The 21792-nt window shown below is 67.6% G+C and carries 22 protein-coding genes and 1 pseudogene; 4 read left to right on the top strand and 19 right to left on the bottom strand.

Annotated features, from left to right (window positions below):
- Positions 1-38: 38 nt before the first annotated feature.
- Both ABB34_RS08355 and ABB34_RS08350 read right to left on the bottom strand, forming a co-directional pair.
- Entirely contained in the window at positions 39-599 is a 561-nt protein-coding gene (locus ABB34_RS08355; protein ID WP_057640856.1) for a nucleoside deaminase, read from the bottom strand.
- A gap of 130 nt (positions 600-729) precedes the next feature.
- Positions 730-2457 (bottom strand): glutamine--tRNA ligase/YqeY domain fusion protein, encoded by a 1728-nt coding sequence (locus ABB34_RS08350; RefSeq protein ID WP_057640855.1) that lies wholly within the window; start codon positions 2455-2457, stop codon positions 730-732.
- 99 nt (positions 2458-2556) lie between these two features.
- On the opposite strand from ABB34_RS08350, the gene ABB34_RS08345 reads away from it, so the two are divergent.
- The 3 genes from ABB34_RS08345 to msrA are packed head-to-tail and all read left to right on the top strand — an operon-like array spanning position 2557 to position 4181.
- Entirely contained in the window at positions 2557-3225 is a 669-nt protein-coding gene (locus tag ABB34_RS08345; RefSeq protein ID WP_152979557.1) for a glutathione S-transferase family protein, read from the top strand.
- A gap of 17 nt (positions 3226-3242) precedes the next feature.
- Positions 3243-3509, top strand: coding sequence for a putative signal transducing protein (locus ABB34_RS08340; RefSeq protein WP_057640853.1), 267 nt, complete (start codon positions 3243-3245; stop codon positions 3507-3509).
- 15 nt (positions 3510-3524) lie between these two features.
- Complete coding sequence (gene msrA / locus ABB34_RS08335) at positions 3525-4181, top strand: peptide-methionine (S)-S-oxide reductase MsrA (protein ID WP_057640852.1); 657 nt, start codon at positions 3525-3527, stop codon at positions 4179-4181.
- Positions 4182-4351: 170 nt separating this feature from the next.
- On the opposite strand, the gene ABB34_RS08330 is transcribed toward msrA, so the two are convergent.
- From ABB34_RS08330 to ahpC, 5 genes are all read right to left on the bottom strand, one after another.
- Entirely contained in the window at positions 4352-5308 is a 957-nt protein-coding gene (locus tag ABB34_RS08330; RefSeq protein ID WP_057640851.1) for a transaldolase, read from the bottom strand.
- Positions 5309-5341: 33 nt separating this feature from the next.
- Positions 5342-5767: a nucleoside diphosphate kinase regulator gene (gene rnk / locus ABB34_RS08325; protein ID WP_057640850.1), complete on the bottom strand. Its 426-nt coding sequence runs from the start codon at positions 5765-5767 to the stop codon at positions 5342-5344.
- A gap of 173 nt (positions 5768-5940) precedes the next feature.
- Positions 5941-6846 (bottom strand): LysR substrate-binding domain-containing protein, encoded by a 906-nt coding sequence (locus ABB34_RS08320; protein WP_057640849.1) that lies wholly within the window; start codon positions 6844-6846, stop codon positions 5941-5943.
- A gap of 310 nt (positions 6847-7156) precedes the next feature.
- Complete coding sequence (gene ahpF, locus ABB34_RS08315; protein WP_057640848.1) at positions 7157-8749, bottom strand: alkyl hydroperoxide reductase subunit F; 1593 nt, start codon at positions 8747-8749, stop codon at positions 7157-7159.
- 179 nt (positions 8750-8928) lie between these two features.
- Entirely contained in the window at positions 8929-9492 is a 564-nt protein-coding gene (gene ahpC / locus ABB34_RS08310) for an alkyl hydroperoxide reductase subunit C (RefSeq protein WP_057640847.1), read from the bottom strand.
- A 270-nt stretch (positions 9493-9762) separates the two neighbouring features.
- Here ahpC and prmC point away from each other — a divergent pair, with 270 nt between their 5' ends.
- Entirely contained in the window at positions 9763-10605 is an 843-nt protein-coding gene (gene prmC, locus ABB34_RS08305; protein WP_057640846.1) for a peptide chain release factor N(5)-glutamine methyltransferase, read from the top strand.
- 113 nt (positions 10606-10718) lie between these two features.
- Here prmC and ABB34_RS08300 read toward each other — a convergent pair whose 3' ends face one another.
- From ABB34_RS08300 to ABB34_RS08255, 12 genes and pseudogenes are all read right to left on the bottom strand, one after another.
- Positions 10719-11402: a Shedu anti-phage system protein SduA domain-containing protein gene (locus ABB34_RS08300; RefSeq protein WP_057640845.1), complete on the bottom strand. Its 684-nt coding sequence runs from the start codon at positions 11400-11402 to the stop codon at positions 10719-10721.
- Positions 11403-11487: 85 nt separating this feature from the next.
- Complete coding sequence (locus ABB34_RS14890) at positions 11488-11904, bottom strand: GFA family protein (protein WP_152979555.1); 417 nt, start codon at positions 11902-11904, stop codon at positions 11488-11490.
- A gap of 45 nt (positions 11905-11949) precedes the next feature.
- A complete protein-coding gene (locus tag ABB34_RS08295) occupies positions 11950-12333 on the bottom strand; it encodes a nuclear transport factor 2 family protein (RefSeq protein ID WP_057640844.1) in 384 nt (127 codons plus the stop codon).
- A 54-nt stretch (positions 12334-12387) separates the two neighbouring features.
- Entirely contained in the window at positions 12388-12744 is a 357-nt protein-coding gene (locus ABB34_RS15695; protein ID WP_245625425.1) for a cupin domain-containing protein, read from the bottom strand.
- Positions 12745-12776: 32 nt separating this feature from the next.
- A pseudogene (locus ABB34_RS15845) lies at positions 12777-13151 on the bottom strand (nuclear transport factor 2 family protein); the annotation flags it as partial.
- An 83-nt stretch (positions 13152-13234) separates the two neighbouring features.
- Positions 13235-13891, bottom strand: coding sequence for a glutathione S-transferase family protein (locus ABB34_RS08285; protein WP_057640857.1), 657 nt, complete (start codon positions 13889-13891; stop codon positions 13235-13237).
- Between the two features lie 366 nt (positions 13892-14257).
- Positions 14258-15610, bottom strand: coding sequence for an NADP-specific glutamate dehydrogenase (gene gdhA, locus ABB34_RS08280; protein WP_338062550.1), 1353 nt, complete (start codon positions 15608-15610; stop codon positions 14258-14260).
- Between the two features lie 72 nt (positions 15611-15682).
- Positions 15683-16744: a 3-isopropylmalate dehydrogenase gene (leuB, locus tag ABB34_RS08275; RefSeq protein ID WP_057640842.1), complete on the bottom strand. Its 1062-nt coding sequence runs from the start codon at positions 16742-16744 to the stop codon at positions 15683-15685.
- Between the two features lie 236 nt (positions 16745-16980).
- Positions 16981-17559 (bottom strand): 3-isopropylmalate dehydratase small subunit, encoded by a 579-nt coding sequence (leuD, locus tag ABB34_RS08270; RefSeq protein WP_057640841.1) that lies wholly within the window; start codon positions 17557-17559, stop codon positions 16981-16983.
- Positions 17559-18977, bottom strand: a complete 1419-nt coding sequence (gene leuC, locus ABB34_RS08265) for a 3-isopropylmalate dehydratase large subunit (RefSeq protein WP_057640840.1) — start codon at positions 18975-18977, stop codon at positions 17559-17561. Before leuC ends, leuD begins: the two co-directional genes overlap by 1 nt.
- Before the next feature lie 36 nt (positions 18978-19013).
- Positions 19014-20567 (bottom strand): 2-isopropylmalate synthase, encoded by a 1554-nt coding sequence (locus tag ABB34_RS08260; protein ID WP_057640839.1) that lies wholly within the window; start codon positions 20565-20567, stop codon positions 19014-19016.
- A complete protein-coding gene (locus tag ABB34_RS08255; protein ID WP_057640838.1) occupies positions 20564-21661 on the bottom strand; it encodes a threonine dehydratase in 1098 nt (365 codons plus the stop codon). The genes ABB34_RS08260 and ABB34_RS08255 overlap by 4 nt, the downstream gene beginning before the upstream one ends.
- Positions 21662-21792 lie beyond the last annotated feature (131 nt).

The raw sequence follows: 21792 nt of genomic DNA, 5'->3' as shown, positions 1-21792 counted from the left end.
CTGCCCCTCTCACCCCGATGGGAGAGGGGCTTTGAAATTCAATACCGCGCGCCGTCGCTCTGGCCGTAGCGGTGCAGCACCGCGCGGGCGGCGTCGCGGTGCAGGCCCTGCACCACGTCGATGCCGCGCCGGTTCAGCTCGCCTATCCAGTCCGCCGGCAGCGGGCCTTCGTCGAACGCGGTCAGTTCTTCCACGTCGGCGGCGCTGGCGCCGATCAGCAGGCGGTCGATGCCGGCCCAGATCGTCGCGCCGAAGCACTGGCAGCACGGTTGCGAGGAGGTGGCCAGGGTCACCGGCGACAGCGCGTCGTTCAGGCGCGGGCTCTGCAGCCGCTGCTGGGCCAGCATGTAGGCCATGTTCTCGGCGTGCGCCAGCGAGGTGCAGTGTGGCACCACGCGGTTGACCGCCGCGGCGATGATGCGGTCGTCGGGGCCGAACACCACCGCGCCGAACGGGCCGCCGGTTTCCGCCTCGACGTTCAGCCGCGACAGCTCGATCGCCAGCGCGACCTTGGCCTCGTCGCCCGGGTACGCGCGCCGGGTATCGACCACTTCGTGGATCCAGGCCGGCAGGGTGAGGTGGACTTGGGCGTAGAGCATGGCGTTCCGTGGGTCAGGGGGGACGGGGATGCACCAGGGTGCGTTCCTGTGGAGCATTGGCGGTAGGTCGGGTGTACGCCCCCGACGTCCCGGGAAAGCGTGCGTCGGGGGCGTGACCTCGACCTACGGGTCAGCTGGCCCAGGTGTCGCGCAGGGTCACGCTGCGGTTGAACACCGGCTTTTCGGCCGTGTGGTCGCGGCGGTCGGCGACGAAGTAGCCGGTGCGCTCGAACTGGAACGACTGCTCCGGCGCGGCGCTGGCCGCGGCCGGCTCGACGTAGCCGGCCACGACGGTGCGCGATTCCGGGTTCAGGTAGTCGCGGTAGGTCTTGCCTTCGGATTCGTCGTCCGGGTTTTCCACCGAGAACAGGCGGTCGTACAGGCGGATTTCCGCCTCCATCGCATGTTTCGCGCTGACCCAGTGGATGGTGCCCTTGACCTTGCGGTTGGCGCCTTCCATGCCGGGGCGCGATTCCGGGTCCAGCCAGCCGCGCAGTTCGACGATCTCGCCGGCGGCGTTCTTCACCACTTCGTCGACGCGGGCGATGCCGGCCCCGCGCAGGCGCACTTCGCCGCCCGGTACCAGCCGCTTCCAGCCCTTGGGCGGCACTTCGGCGAAGTCCTCGCGCTCGATCCACAGTTCGCGCGAGAACGGCACCTGCCGTTCGCCGAAGGATTCGTCCTTCGGGTGGTTGCTGAAGGTCAGCGTTTCCTCGTGCCCTTCCGGCAGGTTGGCCAGCACGAACTTCAATGGCGCGACCACCGCCATCCGCCGCGGCGCGGCGCTGTCCAGGTCCTCGCGCAGCGCGCCTTCCAGCACGCTGAAGTCGATCAGCGAGTTCTGCTTGGAGATGCCCACGCGCTCGGCGAACAAGCGCATCGCCGCCGGGGTGTAGCCGCGCCGGCGCAGGCCCTGCAGGGTCGGCATCCGCGGGTCGTCCCAGCCATCCACTAGCTTCTCGGTGACCAGCGCCATCAGCTTGCGCTTGCTCATCACCGTGTAGTTGATGTTCAGCCGCGAGAACTCGATCTGGCGCGGCTTGGCCGCTTCGCGCGGCAGGCCCCTGTCCACCAGCGGCTGGGTCAGCGTGTCGTCGCGGGCGAAGTCGACGTTGTCCACGCACCAGTCGTACAGCGGGCGGTGGTCCTCGAACTCCAGCGTGCACAGCGAGTGGGTGATGCCTTCCAGCGAATCGCCCAGCGCGTGAGCGTAGTCGTACATCGGGTAGATCGGCCAGGCGTTGCCGGTGTTCTGGTGCTCGACGTGCTTGATCCGGTAGATCGCCGGGTCACGCAGGTTGATGTTGCCGCTGGCCATGTCGATCTTCGCGCGCAGGGTGCGGGCGCCGTCGGGGAACTCGCCGGCGCGCATGCGCCGGAACAGGTCCAGGTTCTCCTCGACGCTGCGCTCGCGCCACGGCGAGGGGCGGCCCGGCTCGGTCAGGGTGCCGCGGTAGGCGCGCACGTCCTCGGCCGACAGGTCGCAGACGTAGGCCTTGCCCTCGCGGATCAGCTTCTCGGCGCCGAGGTAATAGGCCTCGAAGTAGTCCGAGGCGTGGCGCAGCTCGTTCCACGCAAAGCCCAGCCAGCGCACGTCGTCCTGGATCGCGGCCACGTATTCCGGGTCCTCGCGGGCCGGGTTGGTGTCGTCGAAGCGCAGGTTGCAGACGCCGCCGAACTCGCCGGCGATGCCGAAGTTCAGGCAGATCGACTTGGCATGGCCGATGTGCAGGTAGCCGTTCGGTTCGGGCGGGAAGCGGGTCTTGATCGCGGCATGCTTGCCGCTGGCCAGGTCGTCGCGGACGATCTGGCGGATGAAGTCCCGCTTTTCGACGGCAGCAGGCGTGTTCTCGGACATGGGGGCGGGGTACAGGGAATGACAACCCCGAAGTTTAGCCGAGCCGGCCGCCGGTGCGGCGCTATGCTGGGAACCCCCCCCCATCCGCAGGCTGCGCCCGTGAATCGTCCGGTATTGGTGATCGGCAACAAGAATTACTCGTCCTGGTCGTTGCGGCCGTGGCTGCTGCTGCGGCATTTCGGCGTGGATTTCGAGGAGATCCGGCTGCTGCTGGACACCCCCGGCTTCGCCGCCGAGGTGCTGCGCCATTCACCCACCGGCAAGGTACCGGCGCTGCATGACGGCGAGGTGGCGGTCTGGGATTCGCTGGCGATCTGCGAATACGCCAACGAGCGCTGGCTGGACGGGCGCGGCTGGCCGGCCGACCTGCGGCAGCGGGCGCTGGCCCGCGCGGCCGCGGCGGAAATGCATTCGGGCTTCACCGCGCTGCGCACGCAGCTGCCGATGAACAGCCGCCGCCGCCCCGACGGCTACCGCTGGGACGCCGCCGCGCAGCACGACATCGACCGGGTACAGGCGCTGTGGCGCCAGTTGCGCCGCGACCACGGCACCGGCGGCGACTTCCTGTTCGGCCGGTTCGGCATCGTCGATGCGATGTTCGCGCCGGTGGCGGTCCGCTTCGACGGCTACGGCGTGGCCGTGGACGACACCGCCGCCGCCTACCTGCAGGCGCTGTTCGCGCTGCCGGCCATGCGCGAATGGCGGCAGGCGGCGGCGCAGGAAAGCGAGCACGTCGCCGCCACCGACGCCCTGTGCCGGCCGCTCTGACCCCACCGGAGAACCCCATGCAACTGGTCTACCAGGCGGAAAACCTGTTCGACGCGCACCTGGTCAAGCATGCGCTGGAAAACGCCGGCATCCCGGCCTTCGTGCTCGGCGAATCGCTGCTGGGTGCCGGCGGCGAGCTGCCGTTGTTCGGCCTGCTGCGGGTCTGCGTGCCCGACAGCGCCAAGGCCGAAGCCGACGCGATCGTGGCCGCGCTGGCCTTGGGCGAGGGCGCCGGCGCCCCCATCCTCGATGACGACGAAACGCCGGGCTTGCTGCCGGCCTGAACCGAGGAGAGGAGCATGTTGGGAATCGGCGCGTTCAAGCAGCGCCTGCCGCGGCCGGAGGAAGCGCTGCCGGGGCGGGACACGCCGCTGCCGTTGCACAACGTGCACCACGTCAATGGCCAGCCGCTGCGCGGCGATTTCGCCGGGCTGGAGGTGCTGGACGTGGGCATGGGCTGTTTCTGGGGCGCCGAGCGCAAGTTCTGGCAGTTGCCGGGCGTGGTCAGCACCGCGGTCGGCTACCAGGGCGGCCTCACCCCCAACCCGACCTACGAGGAAGCCTGCTCCGGGCTGACCGGCCATGCCGAAGTGGTGCGGGTGGTGTTCGACCCGGCGCGGGTATCGCTGGAGACGGTGCTGCGCACGTTCTGGGAGAACCACGACCCCACCCAGGGCATGCGCCAGGGCAACGACACCGGCACCCAGTACCGCTCGGCGCTCTACTGCCATTCGCAGGCGCAGTACGACGCGGCCATCGCCAGCGGCGAGGCCTACCAGCAACAGTTGAGCGCTGCCGGTTACGGCGGGATCACCACCGAGATCGTGTTCCCGGCGCCGCCGTTCCATTACGCCGAGGACTACCACCAGCAGTATCTGGCGAAAAACCCGAACGGCTATTGCGGCATCGGCGGCACCGGGGTGAGCTGCCCGGTGGGGCTGGGGCAGCAGCCGTAGGTCGGGGTTGCACCCCCGACGGTTTGCTGCCCCGTGGGGCTACGCCTCCGGTGTTTATAGAGCGTAGGTCGGGATTACATCCCCGACGTTTCGCGCAATGAATGTCGGGGGCGTAGCCCCGACCTGCCCATCGAAGCCGACGGGTAGTGCCGGCCAGCGGCCGGCACTACTCAGGCCAACGCCTCGGCGATGCGCGTGCGCAGGGTCTGCAGGTCCTTGGCGAAGGCGTCGATGCCGGTGGCCAGCTTCTCGGTCGCCATCGGGTCGGCGGCCATGTCGGCGTCGAAGCGGGCTTCGTCGATCGGCGTCGCATCCACCGCCTCGGCGGCGCCGGCCACCAGCTTGCGCGGCAGTTCGCCGAAGTCGGCGTCGAGCTTTTCCAGCAGGTCCGGCGAGATGGTCAGGCGGTCGCAGCCGGCCAGTGCCTCGATCTGCGCGGTGGAGCGGAACGAGGCGCCCATCACCACCGTCGGCGAGCCACGACGCTTGAACTCGGCATACACGCCGCGCACGAACTTCACGCCGGGGTCTTCGTCGATGTTGGCCGGCGTCTGGCCATTGGCGACATGCCAGTCGAGGATGCGGCCGACGAACGGCGAGATCAGGAACGCGCCGGCTTCCGAGCAGGCCAGGGCCTGGGTCGGGTTGAAGATCAGGGTCAGGTTGCAGTCGATGCCCTCGGCCTGCAGCACGCGGGCGGCCTCCACGCCGGCCCAGGTGGCGGCGATCTTGATCAGCACCTTGCCGCGCGGCACGCCGGCCGCCTCGTACATGGCGATGAACTGGCGCGCCTTGGCGATGGTGGCGGCGGTGTCGTGGGCCTGGTCGGCATCGACCTCGGTGGACACGCGGCCGGGCACCAGTTCGGCCAGCATCGTGCCCACGCCCACGGTCAGGCGGTCGACCACGGCCTTGGCGACCTCCTGCCTGTCACCGCTCTGGGCGCGGCCCCATTCCAGCTCGCGCGCGGTCAGGTCGGCATAGACCGGCAGGTCGAGCGCTTTCTTCACCAACGTCGGGTTGGTGGTGCAATCGACCGGACGCAGGCGCTTGATGGCGTCGTAGTCACCGGTGTCGGCGACGACGACGGACAGTTCACGCAGCTGGGCAAGCTTGGAGGAGGGCATGGCGTTGTTCCTGTTGGGGCTGGCGCGGCGCGCTCAGCGGTTGAATTCACCGGCGGCTTCGGGCTGGTAGTGCACGGCGGTCACGCGCAGGCGCAACTGGCGGCCGCCGGGGGCAGTCCAGTCGATGGTCTGGCCCACGGACAGGCCGAGCAGCGCGCTGCCGACCGGCGCCAGCACCGAGACGTGGCCCTTGTCGAAATCCGCTTCCTGCGGGTAGACCAGGGTCAGTGAATGCTTTTCATCGTGCAGCTCGTCGACGCATTCCACGCGCGAGTGCATGGTGACGATGCCGGTGGGGATCTCCTCCGGCGGCAGCACCTGTGCGCGTTCCAGCTCCTGCGAGAGGGCCACGGCGGCCGGGTGCCGGCTCAGGGCCGGGGAATCGAGCATGGCCTCGAGGCGGGCCAGGTCACGACTGGAGACGATGATCGACGGCGGCAGACCGCTGTTGGTCGGCATGGGAAAACTCCTGCAGTGTGTGAAAGGCATGCAAAAAGCGGCGCCGAACCGGCACCGCCCGGGGCCTATTGTGAGGGCAACGAAAGACGGATGCGAGCCATCCCGATCATGGGGGCGGCATGGCCCGGTTGCAATGCGGTGGGCGGGCGCTCCGGCGGGAAACGCGGGAGCGGTTATGCGGCCAGCAAGTCTGGCGGCAGGTCCCTGAACAACGGCGCCAACCGCAGCAGGAAGTCGCCCATCGCCGAGCTGCGGCGCCAGGCCATCGCGATGCGGCGGCTGGGCGCGTCGGCGCCGTCGAAGCCGAGCAGGTGGATGTTTTCCGAGCGCGCCACCGGCGGTTTCACCGCCAGCATCGGCAGCAGGGTGACGCCGACGTTGGCCGCCACCATCTGCCGCAGGGTTTCCAGGCTGGTGGCCTGGAACTCGGACTTCTCCGCGGCCCCGGCCATGTGGCACACGTCCAGCGCCTGGTCGCGCAGGCAGTGGCCATCCTGCAGCAGCAGCAGGCGCTGGTCGCCGAGATCGGCCAGGGTGAGGTGGGTGCGGGCCGTCAACGGGTGGCCTTCGGGCGCGGCCAGCACGAACGGTTCCTCGAACAGGAACTCGACGTGCAGCTGCTCGTCGTTGATCGGCAGCGCCAGCAGGGCGGCGTCGAGCTGGCCGTTGCGCAGCTGCGCCAGCAGCACGTCGCTCTTTTCCTCGACCAGCAGCAGTTCCAGCTGCGGGAAGCGCTCGCGGATGGTGGGTATCACGTGCGGCAGCAGGTAGGGGCCGAGCGTGGGGAAGATGCCCAGCCGCACGGTACCGGCCTCGGGGTCGCGGCTGCGGCGCGCCGCCTCCTTCATCTGCTCGACCTCGGCGACGATGCCGCGCGCGCGCATCGCCGCCTCGCGCCCGGCCGGGGTCAGCATCACCTTGCGCGGCGCGCGTTCGACCAGCGGCACGCCCAGCTCTTCCTCCAGCTTCTTGATCTGGGTGGACAGCGTGGGCTGGCTGACGAAGCAGGCGGCCGCGGCCCGGCCGAAGTGCCTGTGCTCGGCCAGTGCCACCAGGTATTTGAGGTCACGCAGGTTCATTTCGACGGCCTCGGAACGATGTTTCCTTCTCCCTCCGGGAGACAGCTTGGCAGGATAGCCAAGCTGTACGGCGGAGCCGCCCGAAGGGTGCGGCACAGGGATGTGCCGCATACAGGTGCCCGAAGGGCGGATGAGGGGCGAGCGGAGTCCATGATGTTTGAACCATCGAGACTCCGTTCGCTCCTCACCCCAACCCCCGCTTCGCGCCCCGGCCCTTGCGCTGGCGCAAGGGCGTTCGAGGGACAGCGAACCGGTGGTTCGCAAGCTGCCCCTCTCACCCCGGCGGGAGAGGGGCATCAAGCATCAAGCATCAAGCAGTTTCGGCCACGGCCACCACCGGCTGCGGCGCCGAGGTGCGGATCAGGTGGTCGAAGGCGCCGAGCGCGGCGGTGGAGCCGGCCCCCATCGCGATGATGATCTGCTTGTACGGCACCGTGGTGCAGTCGCCGGCGGCGAACACGCCCGGCACGTTGGTCTGGCCGCGCTCGTCGATGACGATCTCGCCGCGGTTGCTCAGCTCCACCGTGCCGCGCAGCCACTCGGTGTTCGGCAGCAGGCCGATCTGCACGAAGATGCCTTCCAGCTCCACCCGGTGCGAGTCGCCGCCGACGCGGTCGGTATAGACCAGCCCGGTCACCTTCTGGCCGTCGCCGAGCACCTCGGTGGTCTGCGCGTTGAGGATCACGGTCACGTTCGGCAGGCTGTGCAGCTTGGCCTGCAGCACCTGGTCGGCGCGCAGCTTGCCGTCGAACTCGAACACGGTGACGTGGCTGACGATGCCGGCCAGATCGATGGCCGCCTCGACGCCGGAGTTGCCGCCGCCGATCACCGCCACGCGCTTGCCCTTGAACAGCGGGCCGTCGCAGTGCGGGCAGTAGGCCACGCCCTTGTTGCGGTACATGTCCTCGCCGGGCACGTTCATCTGCCGCCAGCGCGCGCCGGTGGACAGGATCACCGTCTTCGACTTCAGCGAGGCGCCGTTCTCCAGCTGCACTTCCACCAGCCCGTCGCTGCCGGCCGGCACCAGCTTGCGGGCGCGCTGCAGGTTCATGATGTCCACCTCGTACTCGCGCACGTGCTGCTCCAGCGCCGCGGCCAGCTTCGGGCCCTCGGTATGCTGCACCGAGATGAAGTTCTCGATCGCCATCGTGTCCAGCACCTGCCCGCCGAAGCGCTCGGCGGCCACGCCGGTGCGGATGCCCTTGCGCGCGGCATAGATCGCCGCCGCCGCGCCGGCCGGGCCGCCGCCCACCACCAGCACGTCGAACGCCTCCTTGGCGGCGATCTTCGCCGCCTCGCGCTTGGTCGCGCTGGTATCGAGGCGGGCCACGATCTGCTCCAGCGACATGCGCCCGGAATCGAACATCTCCCCGCTCTGGAACACCATCGGCACCGCCATCACCTGGCGCTGCTCGACTTCCTGCTGGAACGCGCCGCCCTCGATCACCGTGGTGCTGATGTTCGGGTTGAGGATCGCCATCAGCGCCAGCGCCTGCACCACGTCGGGGCAGTTGTGGCAGCTCAGCGACATGTAGACCTCGAAGGCGAACGTGCCGTCGATGGCCTTGATGCCGTCGATCACCTCCTGCGACACCTTCGGCGGGTGGCCGCCGGTCCACAGCAGCGCCAGCACCAGCGATTCGAACTCGTGGCCCAGCGGCAGGCCGGCGAAGCGCACGCCCTCGCTCTCGCCTTCGCGGGCGATGACGAACGACGGCCTGCGCGCGTCGCTGCCGGTGGTGTCCAGCGTCACCTTGCCGTTGGCGGCGGCGACGATGTCGTCGAGCAGGCCGCGCATTTCCCGGCTGGCATCGCCGTCGTCGAGCGAGGCGATCAGCCGCAGCGGCTGGCGCAGCAGGCCCATGTACTGCTGCAACTGGGTCTTGAGGATGTCGTCGAGCACGATGCAACTCCTTCGTCGAGGCAAAGCGGGGGGAGGGCGCGGGCTGCACGAGGCAACGCGCCGGCAAAAGTAGGGGTGAACCGCAACCGGCTGGGGCTGGCTGGCGTGGTGCTGGCGGGCGGCAACAGGTTGCGGTTCACCCCCACGCCCGCCGAAGCGGGGTGGGAGCGAGGGATGGTTCAGATCTTGCCGACCAGGTCCAGCGACGGGGTCAGGGTCTTGTCGCCTTCCTTCCACTTGGCCGGGCACACCTCGTTCGGGTGGGCGGCGGTGAACTGGGCGGCCTTCAGCTTGCGCAGGGTCTCGGAGACGTCGCGGGCGATTTCATTGGAGTGGATTTCCAGCGTCTTGATCACGCCTTCCGGGTTGATCACGAAGGTGCCGCGCAGGGCCAGGCCCTCTTCCGGGATGTGCACGCCGAAGGCGTTGGTCAGCGCATGGGTGGCGTCGCCGATCAGCGGGAACTTCGCCTTGCCCACGGCCGGCGAGGTCTCGTGCCACACCTTGTGCGAGAAGTGGGTGTCGGTGGTGACGATGTAGACCTCGGCGCCGGCCTTCTGGAACTCGGCGTAGTTGTCGGCCGCGTCCTCGATCTCGGTCGGGCAGTTGAAGGTGAAGGCCGCCGGCATGAAGATCAGCACCGACCACTTGCCCTTCAGGCTCTCGTCGGTGACTTCGATGAACTTGCCGTTGTGGAAGGCGTTGACCTTGAACGGCTGGACCTGGGTGTTGATAAGGGACATGGAGCTTCCTCTGGGTTGAAGGGGTGGGTGGAGAACAGGGCAAAGACTAATAGGCGTTGCCTAATGAAACAAATGAATTGAATGTATGGAATCAATAGATAAGGACTATCGATGCCTGCCATTCGATCCATCGTCTCCCTCGATATCGGGGGTCTTGCCGGGTTTCCAAGCCGTCGCCGGCGTTCCCTGGGCCCGCGCGGTAGGCAGGAGCCGGCCGGCTGACTATCCTCCCGGCTCCGGAAACATCCCGCGAAGAACCGAGGTTGCGCCGTGCCCACGTCGAAGGTTGCCGAACTGTTGCGGGAGGGCGCCGCGCGGCTGCCGGGCGAGGACGCCCGCTTCGATGCCGAGCAATTGCTGCTGCACGTACTGGGCGTGGACCGCGCCTGGCTGTTCGCGCATGCCACCGACGCGGTGGCCGACGACGCCCGCCAACGCTTCGAGCAGTTGCTGCGGCACCGCGCCGAAGGCCAGCCGCTGGCCTACCTGACCGGCCGCCGCGGTTTCTGGACGCTGGACCTGCAGGTCAACCCCGCCACCCTGATCCCGCGCCCCGAAACCGAACTGCTGGTCGAGCAGGCGCTGGCTCGCCTGCCGGCGGACAAGCTGCGCCGCGTGGCCGACATGGGTACCGGCAGCGGTGCGGTTGCCCTGTCCATCGCCAGCGAACGCCCGCTGGCCACGGTGATCGCCACCGACCTGCTTGGCCCCACGCTGGCGGTGGCGGTGAAGAACGCGCAGGCGCACACGCTGGAAAACGTCTGGTTTCGCCGCGGCCACTGGTACGCCGCGCTGGGCAACGACCGTTTCGACATGATCGTCAGCAACCCGCCCTACATCGCCGCCGGCGACCCGCACCTGCAACAGGGCGACCTGCGCTTCGAGCCGCCGCCGGCGCTGGCTTCCGGTGCGGACGGGCTGGATGCCATCCGCGAAATCATCGCCGGCGCGCCGGCCCACCTCGTGCGCGGCGGCTGGCTGCTGCTGGAGCATGGCCGGGACCAGGGCGAGGCGATCCGCGCGCTGCTGGAACAGGCCGGGTTCGCCGACGTGGAAACCGTGCGGGATCTGGAGCAGCGTGATCGGGTGACGCTGGGCAGCCTGCCGGGTTGATGCAGCGTTGTCCGTGCGGGTGAGCGCGGGTTGCCGGCAGTCTCCGTGGACCCTTGGCTCGCAATGGCCTGAAGCCTTGGTGCGCCGCCCGGCATGCCGGGCGGCGCGCGTCATCAGCCGAAATTGCGGTGGAATTCGGCCTTGTGCCTGGCTGCCCGTACAAGCGCATCGTGCGTGCGGATTTCAAGCCGCCCACCGACGAGGCGGTTCCATGCGGCCTTCAGCTTGCGGAGCCGTTCGTCGCCCTCCAATTCCTTTTCGTGGCCGATGACGAGCATTCCACGCGGCTCCCTGAAATCCGTGAGCTTCAGCTGGTCCCGCAGTGCCGATTGATGCTCGTTGCAGAAATCGATGTGCTCAAGCAATTGCAGGATGCTTTTGTTCGCGGTGGCGCTGAATGAAACGCGGCCATCCTTGCCCGTGGTGAACAGTTGCTCATCGGCCCCCTTGAACTCGACCACCCACCAGGCGAGGCCGTCGGAACTTTTGCCGCAAAGCAGGTAGTCGGGAATCAGGCCGGTTCCCTCCCCGCGGAGCGCCGTCTTGATCTGCTGCTGCGGGAACACCCATGAACCCTGGTGGCCGGTGGAGACGAAATCGAGGGCGTTTACTAGCAGTTCCTTGTTGTCGCGGATGTAGTGATCCAGAACCGTTTCCCCGCTCCGCTCGGCGATGAGCCTGTCGTATTGCTCCACCTGGGCGATCGTGACTGCATTCTGCTCCACGAAGTTGCCGTACGGGGGCAGGTTGTAATGCTCGTAGTGCTTGTGGAATAGCGGTGATCGTTGATAGGGCATGGCGTCCAGTGGTCTCAGGGTCGGGTTTCATCGAATGATGGCGACATCGGATGGATGTCGAAGCCACGTCAGCCCGAATGGATCGTCAGGAAGAGGCTCCGTGGCGTGACTCCGGGAATACGGGAAGGCCATCCCCGAACGCCACCCATGCAAGGTCATGGCCCAGCCACGAATGATGCGTCGGAGGAAATTCCGATGGATCGTCCAGGCTGCACGTGGCTACCTCGATGAAGGTAGGTTCGTCCGCGTGCACATAGGCCACATGGGTCCCGCACGCCGCGCAGAACCAGCGCGTCACCGGTGCGCTGGTCGAAAACGTGGCGGGCGTGCCGTGGATGAATTCGAAGCTGCCCGAGTCAACGGACAGCCATGCGACCACGGGCGCGGAAAACAGCCTGCGGCATGTCCGGCAATGGCAGATCATGCTCCCGTCGGGTTTGCTGCCGATCCGGTAGCGGATGGCTCCGCAGAAGCAGCCACCTTCAATCTGTATCGAGGCCACGGGCCTGCTTCCCTCCTGCGCCAGGAAGAGTCATCGGGCACGCAATCAGCTGCGATCGACGATCTTCGTGATCCGTCCATTGCCGAACGAGAATTCGGATATGCCCTGGAGATCGAGGAGGGTGCCGGCGGGCGGGCCATCGGGAATGTCCTTCGCCAGTTTTCCGCGATAGGCGATGGCGGCCACTGCCGATTCATGGCCGAGCTCCAGGTTCGTGATGCGCTGCTCGCGTTCGGAGAACAGGGACCTGGACTGCTCCGCGAGTTGCCTGAACTCCTCGATGCCGTTCGTCGCCGCCGTGAGCTGGCCACCGGAGTGGTTTTCGAAACGCACATCCGGGGAAAGAAGCGAAACCATGCCATCGATGTCGAAGGCGTTGTAAGCGACCAGATACCGGTCAACAAGGTCCTGAATGTTTGAACTGCCCATGATTTCTCCGCTGCATCCGATGTCCGGGTTCGGCAGTATGCGTGGCGCCCCTGCTCATGCAACCTCGCCACCCTTGGGGCCCCAGAAGATCGCCCAGGTGACCAGGTCATCCGTGAATTCCGCGAAACGATGCATGGCACCGGCCGCAACGAACAGCACGTCACCGGCGGTGAAAGGATACGGCTGTTCCTCGATCACGAGAATTCCGCTTCCCGTCATGACGATGTAGATCTCGTCCTGTGCATGCGTGGTCTGGTAATCCTTCCCGCGCGGGGTGAACAGGATGACCGACATGCTGCCGTGTGCCATCGCCTCGATGTCCCAGACACCCTGCGGCCAGAGATCGGTGGCCGGCAGGGGGAGGCGTGTTTGCCATTCGGATAGCGATATATGCATCGTGGTCTTTTCCATCCTTTCACGTAACCCGTTGCTTCGACGATGAGTCCATCGCGGACCCGCATCAGGTTGATGCCGCGGATGGACTGGCCGTCGTCTTCGCCCCAGCAATGGCGCCACCGGATGATGGCGCGCTCACCGACGACAAGCACCTCCTCACGGATGAACCGTGTAGCCGTCGACTTTGCAAGATCCTGCCAGTTCGCCAGGCATGCCGCCTTTCCGACGAGACGGGCTCCGTCCAGGGCGGGGTTCGTATTCTCGATCACGCAATCGTCTGACACCAGGTCCTTCATGGCCCCGGGATCGTGATGGTCGAATGCGTCATGAAATCTCCGGATGACCTCGCTGGTTGCAAGGGCTACGTCATCCGCGGTACCCAGCAAGGTGATCTGATCGGGGGCCAGGGATGGATGTTTCATCGGATGATCCTCGATGCGCGAGTGGTGCGGCTTGCCGCCTGGGGCCGGGTGCCGACGGGATGGCGATCGGCTGCGGCATGCCGTCAGGCCCGGGCATTCCGGGCAGGGCTGTTGGCGGCCAATTGGGCGGCGAAAGCCCGCTTGTATGCGGGCCGTGCCTCCCCGCGGGCGACGTAATCGGCCAGATTCCGGAATTCATCGAGAAGGCCGGAGGGTTTCAATCTCTGCAGCACGTGGACCATCATCAGATCGCCTGCACTGAACGGACCATCAAGCCAATCGGTACCACCCAACCAAGCGGATAGCTGCTTCAGTCGATTGCGGATGCGATCCTGGATCAAGGGCAGGCGCTCCTTGCTCCAGGGCTTTTCCACCTCGAGGAACTTGGCTGTTGCAAGTTCAAATATGGGAGGCTCTATCGTGCCGAGCGCGGCAAACATCCATGCAATGGCGCGTGCCCGGGCATTGGCATCCGTCGGCAACAGACCCGGGTGGCACCCGGCGATATGAAGGACGATCGCGCCACTCTCGAACAATACGAGATCACCCTCTTCGTAGGTCGGAATCTGGCCAAAGGGCTGAATGCCGAGATGCGCGGGTTTCTTCATCGCCTGGAACGAAACGGGGCGAACCTGGTACGGCTGGTTCACCTCTTCCAACGCCCAGCGAACGCGCATGTCCCGCGCCAGCCCCTTGCCGCCATCGGGGGATTTTTCGAAGGCGGTAATGGTGATTGTCATGGATATCCTCCGGTTGGGTCGGGTTGGAGTGCAGGCCGCAACATCCGAATTGGCCTGCTCCATCAACCAGACGAACGAGGAGGCATGGAATCGACATGACATGAAGATCATTTTTCCGGGGCGCAGCACCAGCATCGGGTGGCGGCGAGGTCATCCGCTGGGCACGGATCCGGCAGGGGGCATGCGTGGCGCGGCGCCTGCGGGCAAGCGCCGCATGTCCGCGCTCAACTGGTTGCCCCCAAGTCATCCGGCACGTCGCAGACGTTCATGCGCCTGGAAGGGTGGTGTCAGGCCAAGGTGTCGGGCCGATTGGGGTGGATACCGGCGATGTCCCTTCCTCCGCGCGGAAGAAGGGACGGGACATCCTCAGTACAGCCCCTGAGCCAGCATCGCGTCGGCCACCTTGACGAATCCGGCGATATTCGCGCCATCGACATAGTTGACGCTGCCATCGGCGCGCACGCCGTGCTGCACGCAATTGGCGTGGATCTCCTTCATGATCACGTGCAGTCGTTCGTCGACGTCGGCGTGGCGCCAGGACAGGCGCAATGCGTTCTGGCTCATTTCCAGCCCGGAGGTGGCCACGCCGCCGGCGTTGCTGGCCTTGCCGGGGGCGTACAGGGTGCCGGCCTGCAGGAACACGTCCACCGCTTCCAGCGTGGAGGGCATGTTGGCGCCCTCGGCCACGCACAGCACGCCGTTGTGGACCAGGGTGCGGGCGTCCTCGCCGTCCAGTTCGTTCTGGGTGGCGCAGGGCAGGGCGATGTCGGCCGGGATGTGCCACGGGCGGCGGCCTTCGAGGTAGTCGAAGCGCTTGTCGTCGGCCAGTTCGGCGAGGCGGCCGCGGCGCTCGTTCTTCAGCGCCATCACTTCCTGCATGGCCTGCTCGTCGAAGCCGTCGGGGGCGAACAGGGTGCCGCCGGAGTCGGAGAAGGTCAGCACCTGCGCGCCGAGTTCGGCGGCCTTGAGCGCGGCGAACTGGGCGACATTGCCGGAGCCGGAGATCAGCACCTTCGCGCCGTGGGTTTCGCGGCGGGCGTGGTGCAGCATCTGTTCGACGAAATAGACGGTGCCGTAACCGGTCGCTTCCGGGCGCATCAGGCTGCCGCCGTAGGCGATGCCCTTGCCGGTGAACACGCAGGCCGCGTCGTTGCTGAGCTTCTTCATCATGCCGGCCATGAAGCCGACCTCGCGCGCGCCCACGCCGATGTCGCCGGCCGGCACGTCGGTGTCCGGGCCGAGGTGGCGGTACAGCTCCAGCATCAGCGCCTGGCAGAAGCGCATCACTTCGCCGTCGCTCTTGCCCTTGGGGTCGAAGTCCGAGCCGCCCTTGCCACCGCCCATCGGCAACGTGGTCAGGGCGTTCTTGAAGGTCTGCTCGAAGGCCAGGAACTTCAGGATCGACAGGTTCACCGAGGGGTGGAAGCGCATGCCGCCCTTGAACGGGCCGATCGCCGAGCTGTGCTGCACGCGCCAGGCGCGGTTGACGTGGGCGCGGCCGCTGTCATCGGCCCAGGCCACGCGGAACTGGATGACCCGTTCCGGTTCGACGAGGCGTTCGAGCAGGCCATGCCGGGTGTAATGCGGGTGCCGTTGCAGGAACGGCCAGAGACTGTGGGTGACTTCCTTGACCGCCTGCAGGAACTCGGGCTGGTGCGCATCGCGGCTGGCGACATAGGCCAGGAAGTCATCGGGGCTGCGGTGGTTCAAGGGTGTCACCTCTGGAGGGGAAAGTGGGACAAGGAAGGGACAATCGAAACAAGAACGCGGCCATTGGCCGCGTCATGGAAGTCATCGCAGGCGATCAAGAACCGCCTGTGCCGCTTGTCGCGTGGAAAGTGCCTGCCCCTGCGCGGCGAGGTCGGCGGTGAACAGGCCGTCGTCGAGGGCGCGGGCGACGGCTTGCTCGATGGTGGCAGCTTCGGCTTCCAGCCCCAGCGAGTGGCGCAGCAGCATCGCCGCGCTGAGGAGGGTGGCGTAGGGATTGGCGATGCCCTTGCCGGCGATGTCCGGGGCCGAGCCGTGGATCGGCTCATAGATACCGACCTTGCCTTCCTCACCCAACGAGGCGGACGGCAGCAGGCCCAGCGAGCCAGCCAGCATCGAGGCCTCGTCGGTGAGGATGTCGCCGAACATGTTCTCGGTGACGATCACGTCGTAGGCATGTGGCTTGGCAATCAGGTGCATCGCCATCGAGTCGACCAGTTGGTGTTCCAGTTCGACGTCGGGGAATTCCTCGCGGCCGATGCGCGCGGCGATGTCGCGCCACAGCCGCGAGGTTTCCAGTACGTTGGCCTTGTCCACCGAGGTCAGCTTGCCGCGGCGCTGCTGCGCGAGCCTGAAGGCGCTGCGCAGCACGCGCTCGATCTCCGCGGAGGTGTAGCGGCACAGGTCGCTGGCGCTTTGCGCGTCGCGGGTCTTGTCGCCGAAGTAGATGCCGCCGGTCAGTTCGCGCACGACGATGAAATCCACGTCCCTGAGCAGTTCCGGCTTGATCGGCGAGGCATGCAGCGCGGCCGGGTGGGGGCGCACCGGGCGCAGGTTGGCGAACAGGCCCAGCGCCTTGCGGATCGCGAGCAGGCCCTGTTCCGGGCGCACCTTGGCGTTGGGATCGGACCACTTGGGGCCACCGACCGCGCCGAGCAGCACGGCGTCGGCCTTGGCGCAGGCGTCCAGCGTGGTGGCCGGCAGCGGCTCGCCGTGGTTGTCGATGGCGATGCCGCCGATGTCGTGCTCGCTGAAGCTGAAGTCGTGGCCGAAGCGGGTAGCAACGGCCTTGAGTACCTCGACGGCGACGGCGGTGATTTCCGGGCCGATGCCGTCACCCGGCAGTACGACGATGTTGGCTTGCATGGGGTCTTCCAGTGGTTTTGTTTTTGCTATTTGAAGCCCCTCTCCCTTCGGGAGAGGGGTTGGGGTGAGGGGCAATGGAGTCCGGATGACTAGCCATCATGGACTACGTTTGCCCCTCATCCGCCCTTCGGGCACCTGCATTCGGCACATCCCTGTGCCTCACCCTTCGGGCGGCTTCGCCGTGCAGCTTGGCAATCCTGCCAAGCTGTCTCCCGAGGGGAGAAGGGAAAGGCAGGTCACGCCGCGTGTGAAGCCTCGTAGCGCTCGATCTCCGGCACGCGCCCCAGCAACCAGCCGAGCTGGTCCACGCCTTCCAGCAGGCAGGTCTGCGAGAAGCCATCCAGCGGGAAGGAATACACCTTGCCGGCAGGCGTGCGCAGTTCGCGTGCGGCGACGTCGATGGTCAGCTCGTCGTCCGGGTTCTGCATCAGTTCCTGCACGTCGGCCTCGTCCAGCACGATCGGCAGCAGCCCGTTCTTCAGCGAGTTGCCACGGAAGATGTCGGCGATCTCGCTGCTGACGATGGCGCGCAGGCCCAGGTCGGTCAGCGCCCACGGCGCATGCTCGCGCGAGGAGCCGCAGCCGAAGTTGCGTCCGGCCAGCAGGATGCTGCGGCCGGCGTTGTGCGGCTGGTTGAAGGCGAACTCCGGGTTCGGCGAGCCATCGGCCTGCCAGCGCCAGTCGTTGAAGGCGTTGCGGCCCAGCCCTGCGCGCTCGGTGGTGGACAGGAAGCGCGCCGGGATGATCTGGTCGGTATCGATGTTGGTCTGGCGCAGCACCACGCTGCGCGAGCTCAGGGTACGGAAACCGGCCATCACGCCACCTCCTTGTTGAACAGTTCGCGCACGTCGGCGACATGGCCGTTCACCGCGGCCCATGCGGCGCTCAGCGGCGAGGCCAGCAGGGTGCGCGAGCCGGGACCCTGGCGGCCCTCGAAATTGCGGTTGCTGGTGCTCACCGCCAGCTGTCCCGGTGCGACCAGGTCGCCGTTCATCGCGATGCACATCGAGCAACCCGGTTCGCGCCACTCGGCGCCGGCGGCGCGCACGATCTCGTGGATGCCCTCGGCCTCGGCCTCGCGCTTGACGATCTCCGAGCCCGGTACCACCAGCATGCGCACGCCCGCGGCGACGCGGCGGCCGCGCAGCACCGTCGCCACGTCGCGCATGTCGCTGAGGCGGCCGTTGGTGCAGGAACCGACGAACACCACGTCGACCGGCGTGCCGGCCAACGCGTGGCCGGCCTCGAGCTTCATGTAGTCCAGCCCCTTCTGCGCGGCGGCGTCGTTGGCGGCGGGGATCGGCGCATCCACCGCAATCGCGGTGCCCGGGTGCGTGCCCCAGGTCAGGGTCGGGCGGATGTCGGCGGCGTCGATGCGCACCTCCACGTCGAAGCGCGCGCCTTCGTCACTGTTCAAGGTCTTCCAGTAACCGACGGTCTTGTCGAAGTCGGTGCCCTTGGGGCCGCGCGGGGTCTTTGCCACCCAGTCGAAGGTGATCTGGTCTGGCGCGACCATGCCGGCGCGGGCGCCGGCCTCGATCGACATGTTGCACAGGGTCATGCGCTGCTCCATGTCCATCGCACGGATCGCCGAGCCGCGGAACTCGATGACGTGGCCGGTGCCGCCGTTGACGCCGATCACGCCGATGATGTGCAGCACCACGTCCTTGGCGCCGACGCCCGGCGCCAATGCGCCATCGACGGTGATCGACATGGTCTTGGCCTTGCGTTGCAGCAGGCATTGCGTAGCCAGCACGTGGCCGACCTCGCTGGTGCCGATGCCGAACGCCAGCGCACCGAACGCGCCGTGGGTGGAGGTGTGGCTGTCGCCACAAACAATCGTCATGCCCGGCTGGGTGAAGCCCTGCTCCGGGGCGATGACGTGGACGATGCCGCGGCTGCTCGAGGCCATGTCGAACAGCTCGATGCCGTATTCGGCGCAGTTCTTCGCCAGCATCTCGACCTGCGCTTCCGACGCCTTGCTCGCATACGGCAGCTTGCCGTCGGCGCCGGCCGGCAGGGTCGGCGTGGAGTGGTCCATCGTCGCCTTGGTGCGGTCCGGGCGGCGCGGCTTCAGGCCGCGTCCGCGCAGTTCGGTGAAGGCCTGCGGCGAGGTGACCTCGTGGATCAGGTGCAGGTCGATGTACAGCACGGCCGGCGCGCTGTCGCTTTCGGGGACGACGACGTGGGCGTCCCACAGTTTGTCGTACAGGGTCTTGGGTGCGGGGCTCATCGTGTTCGGTTCCGTTGCCTGTGCCGGCCGCCGCGCTCAGGCGCTGACGGCTTCCTCGTTGTCCACGCCTTCGCGCTGGCGCAGCAGGCGGTTGGTGACGTCCAGCCAGGCCAGCGCGCTGGCCTCGATGATGTCGCGGCTGGTGCCGGTGCCTTCCAGTATCTCGCCCTCGTGGCGCACGCTGAGGTTGGCCTCGCCGCGCGCGTCGGCGCCGATGCCGACGCTGTGCACGTGGTAGCTGTCCAGGGTCAGCTGGATGCCGGTGGCGGCCGACAGCGCGGCGAACAGCGCGTCGACCGGGCCGTCGCCCTGCGCGGTCTCGGCCACGCGGTTGCCTTCCGGGTCGGACAGCTCGACCAGCGCGTTGGCACGGCTGCCGACGTCGCTGATGGTCATCGACGCCAGCCGGTAGCCATCGTTGCCGGAGGTGCCCTGCATCAGCGCCTGCAGGTCGGCGTCGGTGACCACCCGCTGCTGTTCGCACACGTTCTTGAACTGCTCGAACACCAGCTTCAGCTCTTCCTCCTCCAGCCAGTAGCCCAGCGCGCGCAGGCGTGCCTCGACCGCGGCGCGGCCGCTGTGGCGGCCCAGCACCATCTGCGTGTCGGCCCAGCCCACGTCCTGCGGGTGCATGATTTCGTAGGTGTTGCGGTTGCGCAGCATGCCGTGCTGGTGGATGCCGGACTCGTGGGCGAAGGCATTGGCGCCGACGATGGCCTTGTTGCGCTGCACCGGCATGCCCACCAGCCGCTGCAGCAGCTGCGAGGTCGGCACGATGCGGCGGGTGTCGAAACCGGTATCGAAGTTGTAGAAGGCGTTGCGCACCTTCAGCACCATCGCGATCTCCTCCAGCGCACAGTTGCCGGCGCGCTCGCCGATGCCATTTATCGAGCCTTCCACCTGCCGCGCGCCGCCCTCGATGGCGGCCAGCGAGTTGGCCACCGCCAGGCCCAGGTCGTTGTGGCAGTGGGTGCTGAAAACCACCTTGTCGGCGCCGGCGGCGTTGGCGATCACGTGCTGGAACATCGCGCGGATCTCCTCCGGGGTGGTGAAGCCGACGGTGTCCGGCAGGTTGATGGTGCGCGCGCCGGCGGCGATGGCGACCTGCGCCACTTCGGTGAGGAAATCCAGCTCGGTGCGGGTGGCGTCCTCGGCGGAGAACTCGACGTCGTCGATGTAGCCGCGCGCCATGCTCACATGCTTGTGCACCGACTCCAGCACCTGCTCCTTGTTCATGCGCAGCTTGTGCTCGCGGTGCAGCGGGCTGGTGGACAGGAACACGTGCAGGCGCGGTTTTGCCGCCGCTTCCAGCGCCTTGACCGAGGTCTCGATGTCGCCCGGCAGGCAGCGCGACAGCACCGCCAGCACCGGCTCGCGCAGCTCGCGGCCGATCAGCGCCATCGCCTCGCGGTCGGACTGCGAGCTGGCCGGGAAGCCGGTTTCGATGACATCCACGCCCAGCTCGGCCAGCGCGCGTGCCATCACCAGCTTCTGCGGCGGGGTCATGCTGCAGCCGGGGGATTGCTCGCCGTCGCGCAGGGTGGTGTCGAAGATGGTAATTCGCGGGGTGTTGATGGTTGGAGTATTCACCAGAGGGTCTCCTCGACGGCGGTAGCGATGATGTTGGAAGGTTCGGTTCGGGGCGCGCGCGCCGCGCTGCCGGCGACGCGGCTGCGGAGTCGTTCGGGGTTGCGCCGTCGTGGTTTGCGTGGGGGGCTGGGGCGGACTTCGGAGAGCAGGGTGGCGAGCACGGCGGCGTCGATGTTGCCGCCGGACACCACCGCGCACTTGCGCTTGCCGGCCACGCGGCGGCCGGCGGCCAATGCCAGCGCGCCGGCGCCCTCGGCGATGACGTGTTCCTCCAGCGCCAGCCGCACCAGCGTCTCGCGCAGCTCGGCCTCGCGCACGATGACCACGTCGTCGAGCAGGCTGGCGCACAGGCGGCGGGTGATGAAGCCGGGGATCTTGACCTTGACGCCGTCGGCCAGGGTCGCCACCGGCGCGATCTCGCGCACGTCGCCCTTGATCGCGCGCGCCATCGAATCCACGCCCTCGACCTGCGCGCCGATGATGCGAACGCCCTGCGATTTCAGCGCCAACGCCACGCCGGACGCCAGGCCGCCGCCGCCGATCGGCACGATCACCACGTCCGGCGCGTGCGGGGCGATCTCGATGCCCAGCGTGCCCTGCCCGGCGATCACGTCGGGGTCGTCGAACGCGGACAGGAAGCGGTAGCCGTTCTGCCCGGCCAGTTCGCGGGCGAAAGCGTAGGCCTCGTCGTAGCTGTTGCCGTGCTGGCGCACGGTGGCGCCCCAGTGCTGCACGCCGGCGATCTTGGTGGCCGGCGCGCCATGCGGCATCACCGTGATGGCCTGCACGCCCAGCCGGTACGCGGCCCACGCCACGCCCTGCGCGTGGTTGCCGGCCGAGGCGCAGATCACCGGGCGCTCGTCGCCGCGCTCCAGCGCCGCCAGCATCGCGTTCAATGCGCCGCGCACCTTGTAGGAGCCGGTACGTTGCAGGTTTTCGAGCTTGAGCCAGGTGCCGAAGCGCTCGGCGTAGTGCAGCGGCGTCGGTGGGAGGAAGCGGCGCAGGCGTGCCTGTGCGGCCAATACGTCGGCGACGCTGACGTTTACGTCGCCCGCGCTGTCGGCATCGGCGGTGGAACGGCCGCGGTCAGGCATGGAGCGGCCGGGAACGGGGAACAGGGAACGGGGAATGGAGGGGCGTCGTGTGGCGTCGAAGAAGACGCCTCCGATTGCGAGGTACCAAAGCCCCTCTCCCTGCGGGGCGAGAAGGCACGGCTTGCGCGCCA

It is taken from the genome of Stenotrophomonas daejeonensis, from assembly GCF_001431505.1.
GTDB classification, from domain to species: Bacteria; Pseudomonadota; Gammaproteobacteria; order Xanthomonadales; family Xanthomonadaceae; genus Stenotrophomonas; species Stenotrophomonas daejeonensis.
The sequence above is the reverse complement of the archived record's forward strand: the minus strand, read 5'-3'. Positions and strand labels throughout refer to the sequence as shown.